The sequence below is a fragment of the Methanobacterium petrolearium genome (genome assembly GCF_017873625.1).
In the GTDB taxonomy this organism is placed as follows: domain Archaea; phylum Methanobacteriota; class Methanobacteria; order Methanobacteriales; family Methanobacteriaceae; genus Methanobacterium; species Methanobacterium petrolearium.
Map to the genome: position 1 here is coordinate 1 of NZ_JAGGKL010000001.1, position 20,000 is coordinate 20,000.

Consider the following 20,000-nt stretch of genomic DNA (forward strand, 5'->3'; position numbering starts at 1 on the left):
CCAGACGGAGAATCGTTACCAGAAACATCACCACTCAAGACATTGTCCTCATCAACAGACGCAGTGTCATCCACAGCCACAGGAACATCATCCACACCATTCACAGTGAGAGTCACAGTAGCAGTACTAATGTCACCATCAGCATCCACGATTTGGTATTCGAAGCTATCCAGTCCGTTATAATCCGCACCAGGCGTGTAAGTGTAAGAACCGTCAGTATTCATAACAACCGTACCATGAACAGGCCCAGTTACCACGCTCCAAACGTTCCCACCATCACCAGACGGAGAATCGTTACCAGAAACATCACCACTCAAGACATTGTCCTCATCAACAGACGCAGTGTCATCCACAGCCACAGGAACATCATCCACCGGAGTTACAGTTATTGTCAAAGTAGCACTAGCCGTATTTCCTGTTGTATCCTGTATTGTGTAACTAATTACCGGAACTGGTCCATTATAATTAGTAGCAGGAGTAAATGTATACGTGCCGTCTGCATTAATTTTAATGCTTCCCACACCAGGAATGTTTACTGTGCTACCTGCTGAAGCGGTTGTTCCATTTACTGTGAAATTAACCACAGTAACAGGTCCGTCAGGATCTGAAATAGGCAGGTTGCCGTTTAATGGAGTGTCTTCAGGAGTTGTTTTGCTGTCATCATTTGCCACAGGAAGTCCATCAACTGTAGTTATGACTGGGGGCGTTTGATCATTTGTGCTATTATCATCAGTTACGCCTGTTGGTGGAGTCACAGTCGCAGTGTTAGTTAAGGTGCCAGTAGCTGTTGAGCTAACCGTACCTACTATAGTTAAAGTTACACTGTCTCCATTATTTAGAGTTACACCTGTCCAAGCACCAGTAGCACTATTATAAGTACCCACACTAGGCGTGTAACTGGAAGCTGTGAAGTCTGATGGTAAAGTATCAGTTACCGTGAAAGTATCTGTAGATAATATACTTGATGGTCCATTGTTAGTCACAGTTATCGTGTAAGTCAATGTCTGACCAGCCACAACAGGATCCAGACTGTCTGTCTTGATAATAGCTAGATCTGCTATTCGATTAATGGGTGTAGTTAAAGTTGCGTCGTTGTTTGTTGAAACTGGGTCTGTAATACTGGTAGGTACTGTTACGCTAGCAATGTTAGTTAAAGAACCAGTTGCAGTTGGACTTACGGCGCCTATGATAGTTAAAGTGATACTTTCTCCTTCGGCTAGAGTCACACCAGTCCAAGCACCAGTAGCACTATTATAAGTGCCCACACTAGGCGTGTAACTGGAAGCTGTGAATCCGCTAGGAAGAGAATCATGTACCGTGAATGTGTCAGTTGGTAATATTGTTGAGTTTCCATTGTTAGTTACTGTAATTGTATAAGTCAATCCTTGACCAGCCACAGCAGTCGTCTGATTTGTAGTTTGAGTTATTGCTAAGTCTATTGGAGCATCGAGTTCCCAAACGAACTCTATTCCATCTCCACCAGAATTAGCCCCTACACCTATCCAGAAGAAACTAACGCTGGTTATGTTATATCCATTAATTTGTACAGAACCTGCTGCTGTTCCTTGTGTTGAGTCCATTGAAGCTTCAGGCCTATTTTCTACTGTATATACATTAGGAGTTCTTTGAATAGTCGTTGAAGTGACCTCAAAATGAGTTGGACCAGATAATTTGGTGATAGTTAACCCAGAAGTTGTCAATGTTAAAAGGGCTGAACTAGATGTTGTACTATATGCACCACCAATCCTGTCAATATGAAGAATTGGGTTGTCTACTGGCCTACTGAATGTAAATGTTATAGTTCCATTGTTTGCATTGTTTATAGTGTTCCAATTGAGAACAGTTTCAAATGAAGCATGATTTGCTGCCGAAGAATTACTGAAAAATGCAGTGTTCGTATTTGTTGTTCCAGTAGGTGTTGATGTTACAGTAGCAGCTCCTGATGTAGTTTCTGTTACATTAACTTTAATTGGACCTGCTGTGGAGTTGTAGCTAGTGCCTGAACCACCCCATGTACCTGTCATGTCAGCTGCGCTTGATGCGCCTATTATGCTGAGGATTAGAAAAGCCGTCGCAATCACTAGAATCACTTGTTTTCTAATCTTTTCACCTCCTTTAAGCTTTTTTAAGACCCTAAATTATATTTTAAAATCAAATAAGAATATTCTGATCGAATAATAATATGCTATTCAAATAAGAATATTCCAATAAGAGAAAAATATAGATTTAAGATCATATGTTTATTGAAATGGAATAACATAAAAAAGAAGTTATGATACAGTGATGCACGTGTATGCATTAAGGCAAAGTATAAATATAAAAAAAAAAGCTCAACTGAATTATAGTAATAATGATTACTATTTGTTAACAGGTCTCATTAGGTGACTGGATTGAAACGAATAACAATTGGCGTGGACAAAGAAGTTGATTTAAAGTTCAGGAAAAAAGCATCACAAATATACAATTTTGAAAAAGGATGGTATAGTAAAGCAGCAAATGATGCTATGAAAAGTTGGGCTACTGAAAGTAAATCAATTACAGAGGATATCCACAATTTGATGAATTCCATAAATCCAAATCATTGGGAAACCTTGAAACATGAGATTAATATAAATAAAACTGATCCAGTTGAGAATATAGAAGATTTTATCAATTATATTAATCATGAAAGCAATTATAACTTAAAAGTTGAAGGAAAAAATGGTCAGATGATTGTAGAATTAAAAAATGCCGTGAAATCAGATTCAAATGACCATTTAGATGATCTAGAAAACAATTTAATGACACTGATGATGTTACATCTTATTATTAGAATTATTATATTATCACTAGAAGAAGCTACAAAAGACAAATATGTAGTTAGTGGCATTGGATCCGTACCCCCTGTTTACATAAATAAACTCAAAAAATAAAGTTTACACCATATAAGTCACTGAAAACTCTTTTTAAAACCGAATGTTTAAATAAAATTGTTCTTATGTGCCCATTAAATTATTGTATTACTAATCTATAAACTAGTTGGATAAAATGAGTGCAATAACAGGGATATTCTACAGAAATAATCAGGAAATCAACCCCAAACTCATCCAAAAGATAAATGATCGTCTATCACATCGAGGCCCTGATGGTTCTGCAGTTTGGTGTGAAGGATCCGTTGCTTTAGGTCATCAGATGCTCCATACAACACCCGAATCATTGCATGAGAAGCTGCCATTTTATGACGAGAAACCTGGTCTTGTTATCACTGCTGATGCAAGGATTGATAATAGAAGAGAGTTGGCTAAAGAATTGGACATTGAAGATAATGAGTATGTATCAGACAGTTATTTTATATTGAAGTCATATGAAAAGTGGGGTGAAATATGCCCTGAATATTTATTAGGTGATTTTGCTTTTGCTATTTGGGATGAAAATAAGGAAAGACTTTTCTGCGCCCGAGATCATATGGGTGTTAAACCTTTTTATTATTATTTAGATGATGAAATGTTTGTTTTTGGGACTGAAATAAAGGCTATTTTAACAATCCCCAATATAACTTGTGAACTGGACAAAAACAAATTAGCAAATTATTTAATGATTGTTGATTTTTTCAATAAAGAGAATACATTTTATGAAAATATCAAACGTTTACCCAACGCATTTTCTATCATACTTGATGAAAATTTTATTGAAAAACGTAGTTACTGGAGATTAAATCCAAAATCTGAGATAATTATGGATTCAAAAGAGGATTATGCTCAAAAATTTCGTGAAATATTCACTGAAGCTGTAAAATGTCGTTTAAGGAGTTATTCAATACCGGGAGTTATGTTAAGTGGTGGGCTGGACTCGTCTTCTGTAGCTAGTATTGCACAAAAAATATGCTATGAAGGAGGAGGAACTAAAAAAATACATAGTTTTTCCTATGTTTTTGATGATCATCCTGACATTGATGAAAGAATTTACATTAACAAAGTTTTAGAGAGAGGAAAAGTAAAATCGCATTTTATCAAATGTGATGATATTGATCCGCTGGAAAGAATTAATGAAAAAATAAAGTTTGGAGATCAGCCCATAAACACATATCAGACTGGTGTGATCCATAGATCACGGCAAAAAATGTATGAACAAGGAGTCTGTGTCCTTTTAACAGGTGAAGGGGGTGATCAAATTCTTTCACATGGAAATAATTACTTAGATGAACTTCTAGTTACTTTTAAATGGAAAAAATTTATGCAAAATATAAATTATATTGCAGATGTTCAAGAATTAAGTAGGTTTAAATTGTTTTTAAATATTGTTTATCGCACGTTAACTTATTATTTATTTCAGATCTCTTTTTTTTACAGTTTTTTCAAAAAAAACCATAATATTTTAAACAAAAAGTTCCTTAAAACAGCCCATATGCGTAATTTGGATGATGTAGTGAAATTTCGTGTTCCACACGCAAAAAAAGTTCATTATTATCATATTGAACTTGGACAACACCAGTTAAGTTTTGAGATACTGGATCAAGAAAGTTCAGCATATCATATTGATACCCGGCATCCTTTTTATGATAAAAGACTTGTTGAATTCTGTTTTGCCATACCAACTGAAATGAAAGTTAGGTTTGGTTGGAGTAGATATGTGTGTAGACTTGCAATGGATGAAATTTTACCAGAAGAAATTCAGTGGCGTTCTACTAAATCAATTGTAGGAAATGTGAGTGCTAATAAATTTTTATCAAATCAAGAAATGTTTGAAAAAGTAATTAATGATCGTGAAAAAGTTATAAAAAAATATGTTAATATTGAGAAGCTTCATGAAATTTATACCAAAAAAAGTTCAAAAAATGTTAATCTTTTATGGCGTGTATTGTTATTTTATTTATGGCAACTAAAGAAAAACAAGCTTTAATCTAATTCAAAGAAGCTTGGAACATACCATCACCATCTATTCCATCGTTTATTTTAAGTGTTATTGTTCTTAAATCGCCATGCAAGATTAATTTCGGTTTTTTGTAAATTTTCTTGTTCACTAGATCACTATTATCCACGTTATCATCTCTTATTCTCAATGTTTTGTGAAAAAAATGGAATAATCATTTGAAGACATCATTCCTTTTTAATTCCATATTTTATTGTATTCGGGTTATGAAGATATTTTGAACGTCATTATATTGATCCCAATCGTAAGGTGCTGAAGAGCCGTTTTTACTGGCAGAAAGCGTGTAAATTCCCACATGATCCGCCTTAACTGTAATATGTAACACTGCAGATTCTCCACTTGATAAAGATCCTATATTCCACGTGATTTTCCCAGATTCATTATCATAAACTGCTTCTTTATCATTGCCAACATATGTTAATCCAATTAATAAATCATCTATGATAATATTATCACAGTTGTCAGGTCCTTTATTGGTTACAGTAACTGTTATCACAATATCCTGACTACTATTTGTTTCCACATTAATTTGTCCATTAACGTCCTGTTTTACTTGAATGTCTGCAGCTGGGGCAACTTTTAATTTTCTAGTTTCATAGTTGATCCATGATCCACTTTCAGTTTGATTCACCGAAACTAACGAAGCATTAGTAGTTAACTCAGATGTTTGAATACCCGTAGAATTCACCTGTAAATAAATTATAATAGCTGCCAAACTATTCGCTGGCAAATAATCCACATAATACGTTAAATTCTGACCATCAAAGACAACTCTACTTATACCACCCAATGGAACAGAATATCCTTTGTATATGAGCCCAGAACCAATACTATACTTCACAACAATACCCGTAGCAACATCAGGACCATAATTCTTCACATAAGACACATAAGGAGGGGCCTCACCAAAACTATAAGTATCATTCCGATTAGGATACCACTCATAATTACGAACTAAAAGATCAACTATTGACTGATAACTGTTGGTGAATGTCAAATTCATGGTTTGTTCATTATTAGCTGAACACCAGTCATATGGTGTTGAATTGATCTTTGTTGCAGTGTTAAACAAAGTTCCATTTGTTGCAGTGACATTAACATATATTTCTAGTGTTTTTATAGTTCCACTGGTTAAACTGTCTATGTGCCATACGTCTGAGTTATAACTTTCTCCAGCAGAATGACCAGTGTAAACCATTCCAACAGGCAGCGTATTATTTATATCAATATTAGTTGCGGTATCAGGTCCATTGTTTATCACGTTAATCCGAATAATTGCAGTGTTGTCTGAGCCATTGTAGGTGATGGTGTCCTGTTTTACTTGAATGTCTGCAGCTGGGGCAACTTTTAATTTTCTAGTTTCATAGTTGATCCATGATCCACTTTCAGTTTGATTCACCGAAACTAACGAAGCATTAGTAGTTAACTCAGATGTTTGAATACCCGTAGAATTCACCTGTAAATAAATTATAATAGCTGCCAAACTATTCGCTGGCAAATAATCCACATAATACGTTAAATTCTGACCATCAAAGACAACTCTACTTATACCACCCAATGGAACAGAATATCCTTTGTATATGAGCCCAGAACCAATACTATACTTCACAACAATACCCGTAGCAACATCAGGACCATAATTCTTCACATAAGACACATAAGGAGGGGCCTCACCAAAACTATAAGTATCATTCCGATTAGGATACCACTCATAATTACGAACAAATAAATCAATTATACCAATATCAAACTGCAAATTCACATTTTGATAATCCACTGTCACATTTAAAGTTGATAATCCAAATGTCGTTCCAGTGAATATAGTGGAAGTCATTCCATTAATTGTGGTGCTGTTTGTTGGATTTACTATTCCCAAACTAGACGTAAAGTATACGGGAATACCATCAGGAAGATGACCTTGACTAGATGTGTCTATACCCATATTGTCATGAGTCAAATCAACATTAACAGCCAAATTACCCCCAACAGGAACATTAGTTGCATTAGTACTAGCTGTTAAAACTAACCAGGTGGTTGCATTCACTTTGCTGTTTACTTTTCCTGCAGTTTGTGGGTCGGTTCCTTGGAAGTTGGTTCCCCACCAATTATTAGTAGCATTAACCCCCGCTGCAGTACCATATACATCTCTATTTCCAGTATTGTTCAAAATACGATTAAAGTTAATTTGAGTGTTAGAAGCATATGTGAAGATGGCACTTCCCCAAGTTGCCTGGTTGTTAGTTAAGGTACTACTTGTAACATTTAAATTAGAGGAACTAGAGGCATATATAGCACCACCATAATTACTTGCTTTATTACTACTAAAAGTACAATTAACTACAGCACAATTAGCGTAATTAAAGATTCCTCCACCATTATAAGCGGTGTTACTTACAATAGAACAATTTGTTACAGTGAAATTACCATCACTATTGTAAATCCCCCCACCATTACTAGAAGTGACGGCATTTACAGTGTTATTTGAGATAAAACCACCAATAACAGTGCAATTACCAGAATTGTAAAAAGCACCACCATAAGCATAAGTACCAGTCACAGTATTATTCTGAATAAACCCACCAATAACAGTGCAATTACCAGAATTGTAAAGAGCACCTCCATAGTTTGCTTTATTGTTCAAAACAGAAGTGTCAATAACTGTTATAATGCCTCCTGAATTGTAAATTCCACCACCATAAACAGTTGCGGTATTATTCTGGATGCAAACACCAATAACAGTACAATTACTTTGATAATTATAAATTCCACTACCATAAGTTGCAATGTTATTTAGAACATAACTTCCATTAATATTACAATTAGCTCTATTGTAAATCCCACCACCATAATAATATGCAGTGTTATTTTGGACAATACTATCAGTAACCGTGCAATTACCCCTGTTATTGTAAATCCCACCACCATTTCCTGCAGTCGCAGTGTTACTTAGAATTGAACAATCATTAACAGCAAAATAACCACTATTGTAAATAGCACCACCATTCCAGGCAGTTGCAGTGTTATCTAAGATGGAACAATCATTAATAACACAATAACCACTATTGTAAATAGCACCACCATCATTTACTACAGTATTATTAGCAATAGAACCACCGATAACAGTACAATTACCAGAATTGTAAATAGCACCACCCTTACTTGCATTGTTACTCATAAAAGTACAGTTAACTGTAGTTAAATTACCCGCATTGTAAATAGCACCACCATTTGTTGCATTACCATTTATAAGAGTTAAATTTTGGAGGGTAACATTCACCCCAGTATTTACCTTAAATATCCACGTAACATTTTCCGCGTCAATAATTGCAGATTCACTTCCTTTCCAATCATCAAATCGGATAATCATATCCTTAACAATGGTTAATCCCCTGTTATTTGCCCCAGAATATGTTCCTTTTCCAACATTAACTGTTCCTGTAGTTTGAACTTCACTTAAAGCTTTTACTAAATTCTCGAAGGGATAATCCTTGCTCCCGTTACCAGTAGAATCATTTCCATCCGTGGCGACATAAACATTGTTTCTGTCTATTATCTTAACACCACTTACAGTTTGACTGTCAACTCTAGCATTTACTGCCCCAATAGCAAGTATTGATCCCGCAGTGAATGTTGTTGTGGCGTTTAAACCGTTACTTATAGTTCCAGTTACTGAGGAAAAGTTTCCAAAATTAGAAGTAAACAATACGTTAACATCAGGAACTGCTTTTCCATAAACAGCTAAAGTATCTTCACCAGCCGAGTTATAATTTAAATTAACATTTACAATTGAAGTTTCACCACTACCCACCAGATCATTATTTAAACTAAGCACAATCCACGGATCAGCAACGACATTTCCATTTACTCTCCCAACGGTTTGAGGATTGGTTCCCTGGAAATTGGTTCCCCACCAGTTATTAATAGCATCAGCACCTGCTAAACTGCTATATATATCATAATTTCCAGTGTTGTTTAGGATACTGTTGAAGTTTATTTGAGTGTTGTTATTGTCTGTGTAAATTACGCTACCAATATATGCCGTGTTGTTTAAGATAGAACTGCCAGAGATGGTGCAATTACCGGTATTGTAAATCCCACCACCATAAAATGCGATGTTGTTGATGATGGAACCATAAGTGATCGTACAATTACCAGAATTGTAAATAGCACCACCATAACCATTGGCACCAGTTGCAGTGTTGCCAGCGAAAGTGCAGTTAATTATAGTTAAATTACCTGCATTGTATATAGCTCCTCTATTCGCTGCATTACTATTTATGAGAGTCAAATCTTTGAGTGTTAAATTCACCCCATCCACAACGTTAAATATCCATGTAAGATTTTCCGCATCAATAACAGCAGCCCCACTTCCTTTCCAATCATCAAATAATATGTTAATATTCTTAATAATGTTTAATTCTCGATTATTTACCTCATAATAGATACCATTCCCCAGATGGACCGTTCCGGAATCAGGAGCCTGATCTATGGCTTTTGCCAATGTTTTATATGGATTTATAAGACTCCCATCTCCCGTATCATCATCCCCATCAGCTGCAACATAAATGTTATACTGATTGGAAAAACGTACAAAATCAAGCCAACCACAATCAAAACCACTAGATGTACTTGAATCTTTACTATAAGTCCAGTTTAAAACATGATTTCCAGAACCTAAAATAAAAGTCATGTTTGCCCAATCTTGCTCACCACTTATGCTGGATTGTAGCACACCATCTATGTAAAAACTTAAAAAATCATGAGATAATTCCGATGAGACTTTCCAGGCAAATTGTAAGTATCCGGGACCATCAAACTGAGTAGTCACCCATGTTAACTCATTATCCCATATAAATCCACTTTGAGCTGAATCAGCATCATTTTGTCCCATATTCTGAGTTCCAAACCAAACAACATTTCCGGTTCCACTTGTATCCCAAATAAGATCTTCATTTTCCAATGCAACCCCAATAAAAAGTGGCCCCTGCCATCCAATTGTAGCAGAAGATTGATTTTCAGGGTTAGCTATGTTATATACATAAAAACCAAATGTTCCATTGTACCAGTTACTATTTGGCGTGGTGTTTATACCCAAATATGTTGAGGGTTGATAAGCATCTCCTGCATCCGCTTCATGAGAACCATTCTGAATATCAAATAATCCATCGGCCTGTAAAAGATCCACCAAATTGTGAACGGTATATGAGTTATCATAGTAAAACTTACCATATTCATCTAATGTGGCATCAAGATGCCAAATGTATAAACCACTGATAGGTATTCCTGATCTTAGTCCATACTGTGGTTGATTATACCAATAAATAGCCTGATCATTTCCAGTTTGTTTCCTATATTCAACCATGTAAAATTCTTTGTTATCCGCGTTCTGGAATTGACCTGGAACTATTACTACACTACTATGGGTTCCATTTAATTCTTCAGGGTTAAAAATCAGTTGCTGATCAATGGCATTGATATCAGTTACATAATATGGTTCTATCCATCCAAGAAGTAATTTAAAGAAACAATTGAAATCACAAGACCCCCCAGACATCATATCCAAACCACCCACACCGTAACCGGGACCATTTACATTTCCGCCGCTTGATACTTCATAATCATAAAGGTCAGGCAACCCTAATAAGTGCCCAGTTTCATGTATGTCTGTTTTTGGACTGGATGAATACCATGCCCACATATATTTCTTCAGTTTTACTCCATCAACTGTGAAATCACTATCAGTTGAAACAGCATAAGACCACCATTGACTTCCCCAACCCTCATTAGGACCTGTCCATTTAAGCGCAACCCCCTCCATATAACCATCATGATTATTGTCGTATTGTGAAAAGTCCACAGTACTATCATAATAACTCATGACTTCCATCATTAGTACCATTTTATCAGTATAGTAACTACGGTTATATTGTGCAGTATACCATCCTACAACATCTCCAGTGATGTTAAGCAATCCATACGAGGACATATAATACCAGTTATGCAAACTTTCGTAAGGATAATAATTTATTGAAGTATCATGAGCTTGACTACCATCCCCAAAGTATATGGATTCTATTTCAGTAACTGTCTGATTTTCGTTATGGGGGTAATCCGGGAAATCAACCAGCATTATCAACATTTTTACAGTTCCTGTTGAAGGTAAAGATGTAGAAGTAGGTCGTGACGCAGAAGGTTCTAGAGTTTCATTCGAGTCATTAGTTATGTTATTCAGTTTCTGATTTAAATTGTCAACTAAACCAGAATCCGTATACTGATCTCCTATTGCAGTAACATTTGCAATCCTTTCATCCAGGGTCCCATCTGCTTGATATTGTGCTATTTGTTCATCTGTCGGCATCTCTGTTGCATATGCACTGCACATCATGAAAATAATTCCAAAAAGGAATAACATTGTAAACGCGATAAATTTACTTTTTTTAATGAAAACCCCTCCTATACTCATAAACTTTTTAAAATCCGTTTAATCCAAGATAAAAATGGTGCAATTTTAACCACCTAATTCAGAATTATCTCTTCTTTGTTCAATGCGGTTTTATGCTATAAAACATATATAACCTCTTAAAATACATATAACCCATTTTATCATCATATTTTTGTTTATTTCGATTTCATTGCCCTTGTAAGTAGTATTAAATCTCCTCAGTTGTACTGTGAAAAGGACGTTCAATTCTACAATAATTTGAATAAACTAAAACATAAAAAAGAGATTTAAATGCAGAAACGTTGCATTCCGCATTTGCATAAAGTATATATGTAAAAATAATATAATAATTAAAAATAAATTTATAGAAAGAAATAAAATAAAGCAATTAAAAAAGACATAATAACTATATTTATTTGCCAATTTTAGAAGAGCATCCCCAGTACCAAAACCAACCTCTAAAACCTTCTTTCCTTTGCCTATATTCAGTTTTTCCACACCTGTTGTAACATATTTTTCTCAGGCTTGGCCATTACATCGTACCACTTGCTCATCTCATCATAGCTGTTTTTGGCATCTTTTTTAGAACGTGTGCCCCTTGAAACTTCTTGTTTATCAGATGGCATGGTAAACATACCAGTTCAGTTATTTAAAATTTATTTCAAATAGTTTTTTGGGTTTTCAACCAACTTCATCCATCAATCCTGATACTGAATAATACTGATGGATCAATTAATCATCCATGAAAAAAAAGTTTAACTGAACTGAAAATTAAAAAAGAGAATTACATTACTAATTTCTTTATGATTGATTTATTGAAAAGAATAAGATGAATAGCGGGGCCTAGATTTGAACTAGGGCTCTCGGGGTTATGAGCCCCGCGGGATCACCAGACTACCCCACCCCGCTGTACTATCACTGTTGAATTTCTAGCTATATAAAGGTTTCCCTTAACTGGCCAGTTAACCTATTGCCTCTAAAAATTAATACAAAAATAGTAAACCCCCTGTGTTAAAAATGTAACGATGTTAAAGCTTAAAAAAACAGAAATTTATAATACAAATTCAATCATCACTACCCATATCAATTACTTGTACTTAATCTAATCTTTTTGGATTACCGTTAAATCTTATTTGATTAAATTATCCGCGCTTGGAATTTTAATTATAAAATTAGCACCATCTTCCCCATTGAAGTCTAGAGATCCTTCAGATTGTTCTACAATCGTTTTAACGAGCTGTAAACCAAATGTATCCGTTTTTTCAAGTTCAATGTGCTGTAATCCAATACCATTATCTGAGACTTTAATAACTAGATTTTCATTAACAAATGATAATTCAACCCCAATTTTTCCTTTTTTATTGTTGGTGAATGCATGTTTAAATGAATTTATCACGAGTTCAGTTACTATAAGACCTGAAAGCACGGTTTTTTCAATATCTAAATATATTCCGTTGGTTTTAATACTCATGTCAACATTTTTAGCTCCGTGAGAGTGTGAAACATCGCTTAATACACTTTCAAGGTAATCTTGCGCATTTATTGTTTGCAAATCAGGTGAGTGGTATAATTTTTCATGAATCATTCCAAAAGACCGTAGGTAGCTTCGTCCATCTTGTAATTTTTCAACCATCTGATCAATCACATAATCTGAATGTAATCTGTTTAGGCTGGATATCATTTTCATATTTGCTACAACACTACTATGCATGTTTTCAAGGGTTTTTTGATTTTTTTCAAGAGATGCTCGGGTTAATCTGTCCGAACTCTCAAGATTTGATAGTTTAGCCTTGAAATCGTGTTTAATGCCCTGAATTTCTTTATCTTTTTCTTTAATTTTGTTAATCATCTGACATTTAACTTCTTCAAGAGCTTTTTCAGTGCTTAACCTCTTAGATATTTCTAAATCTAAATTTGAAGTGATTTCATCAAGTTCTTTCTGATTATTTATGATTTCTTTTTCTAAATGTTTCTTTGATTCTTTTAGGGAAATTTCAGAGTTTTCAAGACCTGTAATTCTTCTTTTTAGTGTGATGATTTGGTTTTGTGAGTTTTTGGTTTTAGTTTTTTGTTGGTTTAGTTCAAGTTTTTTGTTTTGGAGTTGGGTTTCGTTTTCTTGACGGAGGTTGGTTTCGTTTTCTAGGGAATTTGTTAATTTTTGTAATTCGTTGCTTATGTTTTTTATTTCGTTTTCTAGTTTTGTTATGTTTTCCTTAAATGATGTTTCTCGTTCTTGGAAAAGCTTGATTTCACTCCGTTGATTTGAAATGGTCGCCCTTAAACCATCAGATTCACTTTTAAATTTTGAGTCATTATCATTGATTATTTTTTTCAAAAAATTAATTTCCTCTCGCTTTCCAGATAATTTAGATTTATACGATCTTTCAATATTATCAAACTCATTATTTTTCTCTTTAATTGACGACCGGAGTTTTTCAATCATTTTTTCATGATTTTCCAGGTTAATGTGGTGTTGAGTGAAATCGCGCCCTACTAATTGATACTCTGATATCTCTCTGTTTCTATCAAAATTAACCTTGCTCACCCATTGCCACCACTTAGTATCTCCATTAAGCATTTTCATTGGTAATTCAAAGATCTTAAGTTTTTCTTTGTCAAAGGATTCCAGTTGGGCTTTCATTTTTTCTAGATCATTTTCTGAAAATGAACAGTCAAAATTCGCTTCATTTTTAAAACCAAAACAGTTATAATACGTTTTATTTGCAAAAGTGAGCTCTAAATCCTTATTGAATCTACATATGATCTCACTTTGATCATCTACCACCGAACAATAAAGCTTTTCATTTCTCTCCAAATGGTCTTTTCTTCTTTTGATCTCAGTTATATCATTTAAAAGCACAACAAGACCATCTAACAGTTTGTAAACTTTTATTTCAGCAGTTAAGGGTATCAGATCATTTTCAAAACTTTTTATTATACTTGAAGGTGAGTTAGTTTCTAATGTTTTATTACACATAATAGCAATGTCTTCATCCCAAATGGATTTAATGGACTCAGAAATCGACTTTCCAATTGTATCCTCATTTAAGTCTAAAAGCTCTTTAATTTTATTATTACAATAAATTGATTTTAAATCCGCATTAAAAGCTATTATCGCCTGATCAATTGTATCTAAAATCTCAAAATGTAGTGTTTCTCTATTTTTTTGAGATTCTTCCTCTTTAATTTTTTGAGTTAAATCTTTAAATATTAGGGTAGTGCCTAAAAACTCATTTTCATTCCCAATGTAATTTAGGTTATATTCTACAGGAACAATCGACCCATTTTTTTGTTTAATGGTGGTTTTTTGTGTAATTTCGGAGTTTTCGTTAACTATAAATTTTTCTAAATAAGTTTTAACCTTTTTGTCATGTTTAATCTCTTCAATGGGGAATATTTCGTATATGCATTTGTTTATTATTTCTTCAGGTGTAAAGCCAGTTAAAATGTATGCAAAATTATTGAAATATCTTATCAATCCTTTAGAATTAATAATGATTATTCCCAAATCTTTTGAATTGCTATCAAGATGTTTCCCAATTTCTAATAATTTTTTTCCTGTTTTTTGTCCAGAAAGTGCATTTTTAATCTTAGTTTGCAGCTCTTGTTCTTCAAATGGTTTTATCAAATAAGCCTCAGGATTAGTACTTTCAGCTCTTTCACGGATTTCAATGTCGTCATAGGCAGTTATATAAATTATTGGGACGTCATTTTCGCTTTTAATTTCTCTAACGGCATCTACTCCGTCCCCTTTACCCTTCAACATCATATCCATCAATATTAAATCTGGTTTAATATCTTTAGCTTTTTTAACCGCCTCTTCACGTGAAAAAGCAAATGATGGAACTTCATAGCCCCAGTTTTTCAGTTTTCTTTGGATTTCCATTGCAGTAAGTCCTTCATCTTCTACTACTAATATTTTTGCCTCTGACATTGACTCCCTCCAAAATAATGATTAACATTGTTTGATGTGACCAAGAATCTCTTTGACCCATATAAATTGCATCTATATGAATTCTACAAAAATTTACATGATATTAAGTTCGAATAATGGTTTAAAATCTATTTTTCCAGAAATATATCCTTAGTTTGGTTATTTGTTAATTCTAAACAACTTAAACCAGATGAATCGACTAAAACTCTCAAAATGGGCTTAATTTTATATTTATGATGTTAATAAGTTCATCTTTTCCCCAGTAATCCTTGAAATAGTTTAGCGATAACTCCCTCTTTGTCTGGTCCAACAGGAGTGTAAGAAGCACCCACAATATCAGCACCCAACTGCATTATTGAATTATAAGCTGGAGATTGAATATTTTTAATAACAAAAGGTTCACCAAAAACAGAAGCCCGACTAACTTGTGGATCTTCAGGTATTGATGATATAACTGGAATTTCAAGAATGGATTCAATTTCTCTAACAGATAAAAATATTTTATCATTATTGCATCGATTTACTACAGCTCCAATGATATTAATTCCAAGCTTACTAGCAACAATTTTAGTCTTGAGGGCATCTGCCACTGATGGAACTTCAGGGGTTGTAATTATAATAATCTCTGCAGCTGCAGCAATTGCTGTCAACGCACCCTTTTCCAGTCCTGCAGGAGCATCAATGAGAAGAATATCCGTTTCTCCAATTAAGGATGTTAAAACTTCATTTAAACGTTCGATTTTTACATTGCGAAGGTTTTGTAAAGATACTCCTGCAGGTATAACTTTCATTCCGGCAGGACCATCATAAACAGCATCATGAATATCAGCATCACCTAAAAGAACATCATATAACGTTATAAATTTATCTTCCATACATAAAACTAATTCAAGATTCGCCATTGCAACATCAGCATCTAATAAAATAACTTTTTCACCGAAACTTGATAGGGCAACTCCAAGATTGACTGTCAAAGTTGTTTTACCAACCCCTCCTTTTCCTGATGCAATTGTAATAACCCTTGTCATGATACTCCTCCTGATTCCTAATTTTTTTACAATTGTATACAGCAATACTAGTGAAAATCTGAAATCTCACCTCATTTTTAATTCCAAATGGCAATAAATATCAATCCTGAGATTGAAAGTTTTCAACCTTGTAAGATCATCCACGAACTTCTTTAAGCATTGCTCTGATAATAATTAAAACAGGACAACCAAGTTGTCTTTTGATACCCTTATTTTCTAATTTATCTGTGTAATCTCGAAATTTACATCCCTTTATTTTGATTTTTATTGAATTATCATTGCTCTCAATTTGATAATTGTCAATTATTTTGTAAAATTCGTTTAATATTTCAAAAAGGTCATTCAGTGCTTTTTTAGGATTTTTTGAATCTATTTGATATTCCCTATTTTCAGCTTCTTGCTTCAATGTGTACCATATATCTTTTCCAACAACTTGTGTTACTCCACCCACACCTTCTCCTAAAACAGAGCACAGCCCTATTGTATAACCTTCTAATACTCTCATTAACAATGAGGATAACTGATGATCAGTTTTTTCTTCATGTGATAATGATAAATCCATTTTAACACCTAAAAATTTGATTTGAATCTTAAAAAGTTTTGATCTTTTTTTAACAATTCTCGTATCATTCCGATGTTGGTATTTTTATCTGTTATAATAACCAATGCAAATTTTTCATTTAGTTTTCCAATTAGAATTTTTCCTATGTCTGTTTCAACAATTAATTGTTCTAACACCCCATAACTTATTGTTTGCATCATTTCTTGTAACGCAGCTAAAGCAGCTAACGGAATGCGTCCTAATTCAGATTTGCCCTCATCATACTGAGCTAAAGGCCGTCCCTCCTGATCTATCAATAACAATTCTTTGACACCCTTAACCCTATTAATCGATTTTAAGATTCTTTCATAGTTTTTATTCGTATTATAAATTTTTATATTCTCATTTTTAAATTTTAAGTCGTTTTTTGTATTATTATTTGTTTCCGCCATTTTTACTTCAACCATTTAGTGTCTCTCAAAAATTCAAGTATGCTATGACGCAATGTATCCTCTTAAAAAAATGTTTTTGTATTATAATTTTTTTATATCATCCATCTTGTTTCAATACCAAATAACAAAATTGTGGAAGTGCCGAAATCTGCAATTCCACATTTTCGAAAACTATAAAAAGAGTAATTATAACTGCAAATGTAAGATTTTACTTGATGTATTCCTCTTTATTATCCCCCCAAAACTCTTTATTTAAAAGATAAATGATGTTAAGATTGAAAGTAAAAAAACTATTATAATATAATAAATTACTTTAAGTTAGAATTTCATGAATTGCTTGTATCTCATACACAGCTCCAAAAACAAGTGAACCACCATGCATTGTCAAAACTAAATTGTTTGCATACACTGAATGAATGCTAAATATGTTATGGAGATTTAAAATCTTGATTTGTTAATAAGAGACATTTAAAATTAAGAGATTAATAAAAAGTTCATTTAAAAGAAGTATTAAAATGAAGAAACCCCGTACACCAATGATGAAAATTAATTAAGATAAACTTAACGGCATAATCATCATTATTCAAAGTTAAAAACTTTTTAGAACTATAAATCTTTTTAACTCATGAAATATGAAAGTTAAGGAAAATAAGAAGGTTAGCTGTTTAAACTAATCACTTATTATCTGATAATTCTTTTAATTCAGCATTTAAAGAGTATCCTACCACAGTCCTTATGGCAACAATAACCGCCAGAACTATGAGATCGTTTAAAGTGGGTTGAAGTATGCTTTTAATCAGATCAGCGGCAATGAAAAACTCCAGACCCAGAACTATTCTGGTAGTGAAGTCCAGGCGTATGTCATGGTATTGGTATGATTTTCTAAAAAGTTCTTTGGCTATAATCCGAAAAACTGCCCTTATTCCACCGTAAAAAACTAAAATAGCCCCAAATACGGCTAAAGAATAAGAAATATAATGAATAAATTCTTCAAACATTTTCCAATCTTCTACTCTTTAGGTTTTTCTTCTTGTATTTCCTCTTCTGGATTTTCCAGTTTTTCTAGGCGCGTTTCAATATCTTCCAGTTTTTTGTTGGTTGTTCCACTGTACTGGTTGAAACGTTTTTCCAGAGATTCGATATCTGTTGAAACCACGTTAAAACGTTTTTCCAGTGCAGATAAATCTTTTTTTGTGGCCAGGTCCCAATCTTCAATTAGCTGGTCACTCTGTTCATTTAAGAAAAGATCTATTCGATGGGACAGGTTATCAGTGCTGATGGGAACATTGACTTTTCCTTTGATTTTTTCACTCATTCCTGAAACCTTTTCACTGACTCCTGAAACATATTTTTCCCCCATTCCAGACATTGATCCCTCTCCAGACACTTTTTCACCCAGGTTACTTGCTCCTCCTTGCACCTTTTCACCGAAACTGTTAGCTTCACCATATACCCTTTCACCAAGGTTAGTTGCATCACTTTTCATTCTGCCAAGATTAAGTTTGCGGTTATCTTGTAAATAATAGTACAAGAGTATGACTACAGCCGCTACTAAAACCAGTATAGCAAATACTTCTAAGGGAGTCATGACCTAGTTTCCTCCTTTTCCTTTCTTTTCCATTTGTTTTTCTTTTTTCTCTATATCTTCTAAGAGTTTCTGGAGTTTTTCGTATTCTGCTCTGGTTTCAAGGCGGGTTACTCTTTCATTGATTTCACTGTGGAGAAAACCAACTTTTTGCATCATGTTTGAGGTTTCGCCCCTAATCTGAGAAAGTCTCTCTTGCTGGTCTTTGGGAAGTGGTATCACATTTTCCATGAGACGTTTGGATTCTAAATCTTTTTCAACCAGTTCAATTTTTTTGAGTTCAGCTTGTTTTTCAAGGAATATTACATTACTCTGGGCTTCTCTAACTTTTTTCCATTGCATCACAATAACTATTATTGCCACCAGTGCTATGACTGCAATGATGAGTAAAAAAATGTTTTGTGGAATGCTAACCATGTCTGCCATGATATTCCCCCTATCTACTTATTTAGAGTATTAAATTCATCTTTAAACTGTTTTAAGCCAATTAAGAGTTGAACCTTAATACTTAAAACCATTTCATCTGTTGGCCAATACATGCTTCAATCAGTTCATAAGCACCTAAACTTTTATGCCTTCCAGATGAAAGTTACATATAAATATGTACATTTATATAATTAATGCTTTATGATAATGGCTGGTATTTAAGTTTCATAAATATTTTGAGACAAGGAAAACTTAGTATTACATGCACATGAGAGATTAAGTCCAGAAGAATTAAGGATCCCCAACTAAAATAATTAAATTGTTTATTTAACTCAACATTAATGTGATTACATGATAGAAATGTACCAAAAAGCAGGTAAAATTGTAAAAGAAGTTAGACAAATGGCAGTTGATGAAGTTCATGAAGGAATGAAAGTTTTAACCCTGATAGATCTCATTGAATCAGAAATCAAAAAAAGAGGAGGTTTACCAGCTTTCCCCTGTAACATATCTATAAATGAAGTCACTGCTCATTACACTTCACCATCAGGAGATAAATCCATTTTAAAAGAAGGAGATCTGGTAAAAATTGATCTTGGAGCCCATGTAGAAGGTTACATAGCTGATTCTGCAACCAGCGTGATGATCGGCTCAGGAGAAGGGCCTTTTCGATGTGGAGACAAA

General features: G+C 33.8%; 13 protein-coding genes and 1 tRNA gene (1 of these 14 running past the window's edge). 3 read left to right on the plus strand and 11 right to left on the minus strand.

Translation table 11 applies throughout. The features are described 5' to 3' along the window. On the minus strand, window positions 1–2,081 hold a 2,081-nt coding region (locus tag J2743_RS00005), incomplete at its 3' end, for an Ig-like domain-containing protein (protein ID WP_209624128.1). A gap of 309 nt (window positions 2,082–2,390) precedes the next feature. On the opposite strand from J2743_RS00005, the gene J2743_RS00010 reads away from it, so the two are divergent. Together J2743_RS00010 and J2743_RS00015 are read left to right on the plus strand one after the other, a co-directional pair. Beyond that, complete coding sequence (locus tag J2743_RS00010; RefSeq protein WP_209624901.1) at window positions 2,391–2,912, plus strand: hypothetical protein; 522 nt, start codon at window positions 2,391–2,393, stop codon at window positions 2,910–2,912. Window positions 2,913–3,027: 115 nt separating this feature from the next. Continuing rightward, window positions 3,028–4,878 (plus strand): lasso peptide isopeptide bond-forming cyclase, encoded by a 1,851-nt coding sequence (locus tag J2743_RS00015; protein WP_209624130.1) that lies wholly within the window; start codon window positions 3,028–3,030, stop codon window positions 4,876–4,878. A gap of 220 nt (window positions 4,879–5,098) precedes the next feature. Here the strand turns inward: J2743_RS00015 and J2743_RS00020 are convergent, their stop codons facing one another. The 10 genes from J2743_RS00020 to J2743_RS00065 form a co-directional block, all read right to left on the minus strand. Next, a complete protein-coding gene (locus tag J2743_RS00020) occupies window positions 5,099–11,293 on the minus strand; it encodes a M6 family metalloprotease domain-containing protein (protein ID WP_209624132.1) in 6,195 nt (2,064 codons plus the stop codon). A 542-nt stretch (window positions 11,294–11,835) separates the two neighbouring features. Further along, a complete protein-coding gene (locus J2743_RS00025) occupies window positions 11,836–11,976 on the minus strand; it encodes a hypothetical protein (RefSeq protein ID WP_209624134.1) in 141 nt (46 codons plus the stop codon). Window positions 11,977–12,184: 208 nt separating this feature from the next. Further along, window positions 12,185–12,259, minus strand: a tRNA-Met gene (locus J2743_RS00030). A 220-nt stretch (window positions 12,260–12,479) separates the two neighbouring features. Continuing rightward, window positions 12,480–15,284: a response regulator gene (locus J2743_RS00035; RefSeq protein WP_209624136.1), complete on the minus strand. Its 2,805-nt coding sequence runs from the start codon at window positions 15,282–15,284 to the stop codon at window positions 12,480–12,482. Window positions 15,285–15,532: 248 nt separating this feature from the next. Next, on the minus strand, window positions 15,533–16,312 hold the full coding sequence (gene minD / locus J2743_RS00040; protein WP_209624138.1) for a cell division ATPase MinD: 780 nt from the start codon (window positions 16,310–16,312) through the stop codon (window positions 15,533–15,535). Window positions 16,313–16,448: 136 nt separating this feature from the next. Beyond that, the gene (locus tag J2743_RS00045) at window positions 16,449–16,874 is read right to left on the minus strand and encodes a hypothetical protein (protein WP_209624140.1); all 426 of its coding nucleotides are present in this window, start codon (window positions 16,872–16,874) and stop codon (window positions 16,449–16,451) included. An 8-nt stretch (window positions 16,875–16,882) separates the two neighbouring features. After that, window positions 16,883–17,320: a roadblock/LC7 domain-containing protein gene (locus J2743_RS00050; RefSeq protein ID WP_209624142.1), complete on the minus strand. Its 438-nt coding sequence runs from the start codon at window positions 17,318–17,320 to the stop codon at window positions 16,883–16,885. Window positions 17,321–17,979: 659 nt separating this feature from the next. Then, entirely contained in the window at window positions 17,980–18,303 is a 324-nt protein-coding gene (locus J2743_RS00055; RefSeq protein ID WP_209624144.1) for a DUF1622 domain-containing protein, read from the minus strand. Window positions 18,304–18,314: 11 nt separating this feature from the next. Beyond that, entirely contained in the window at window positions 18,315–18,893 is a 579-nt protein-coding gene (locus tag J2743_RS00060; RefSeq protein ID WP_209624146.1) for a hypothetical protein, read from the minus strand. Between the two features lie 3 nt (window positions 18,894–18,896). Beyond that, window positions 18,897–19,316, minus strand: a complete 420-nt coding sequence (locus J2743_RS00065) for a hypothetical protein (protein ID WP_209624148.1) — start codon at window positions 19,314–19,316, stop codon at window positions 18,897–18,899. Window positions 19,317–19,667: 351 nt separating this feature from the next. On the opposite strand from J2743_RS00065, the gene map reads away from it, so the two are divergent. Further along, window positions 19,668–20,000: the 5' portion of a type II methionyl aminopeptidase gene (gene map / locus J2743_RS00070; RefSeq protein WP_209624150.1), read on the plus strand. Its footprint extends 591 nt past the window's final position; 333 of the gene's 924 nt are visible here — the first part of the coding sequence; it begins with the start codon at window positions 19,668–19,670; its stop codon lies beyond the right edge, outside the window.

Excerpts from the sequence above, each read along its gene's own strand:
- J2743_RS00015 (WP_209624130.1), top strand. The coding sequence starts at position 3,028 with ATGAGTGCAATAACAGGGATATTCTACAGAAATAATCAGGAAATCAAC.
- J2743_RS00020 (WP_209624132.1), bottom strand. The coding sequence starts at position 11,293 with ATGATGTGCAGTGCATATGCAACAGAGATGCCGACAGATGAACAAATA.
- J2743_RS00025 (WP_209624134.1), bottom strand. The coding sequence starts at position 11,976 with ATGCCATCTGATAAACAAGAAGTTTCAAGGGGCACACGTTCTAAAAAA.
- J2743_RS00035 (WP_209624136.1), bottom strand. The coding sequence starts at position 15,284 with ATGTCAGAGGCAAAAATATTAGTAGTAGAAGATGAAGGACTTACTGCA.
- minD (WP_209624138.1), bottom strand. The coding sequence starts at position 16,312 with ATGACAAGGGTTATTACAATTGCATCAGGAAAAGGAGGGGTTGGTAAA.
- J2743_RS00045 (WP_209624140.1), bottom strand. The coding sequence starts at position 16,874 with ATGGATTTATCATTATCACATGAAGAAAAAACTGATCATCAGTTATCC.
- J2743_RS00050 (WP_209624142.1), bottom strand. The coding sequence starts at position 17,320 with ATGGTTGAAGTAAAAATGGCGGAAACAAATAATAATACAAAAAACGAC.
- J2743_RS00055 (WP_209624144.1), bottom strand. The coding sequence starts at position 18,303 with ATGTTTGAAGAATTTATTCATTATATTTCTTATTCTTTAGCCGTATTT.
- J2743_RS00060 (WP_209624146.1), bottom strand. The coding sequence starts at position 18,893 with ATGACTCCCTTAGAAGTATTTGCTATACTGGTTTTAGTAGCGGCTGTA.
- J2743_RS00065 (WP_209624148.1), bottom strand. The coding sequence starts at position 19,316 with ATGGCAGACATGGTTAGCATTCCACAAAACATTTTTTTACTCATCATT.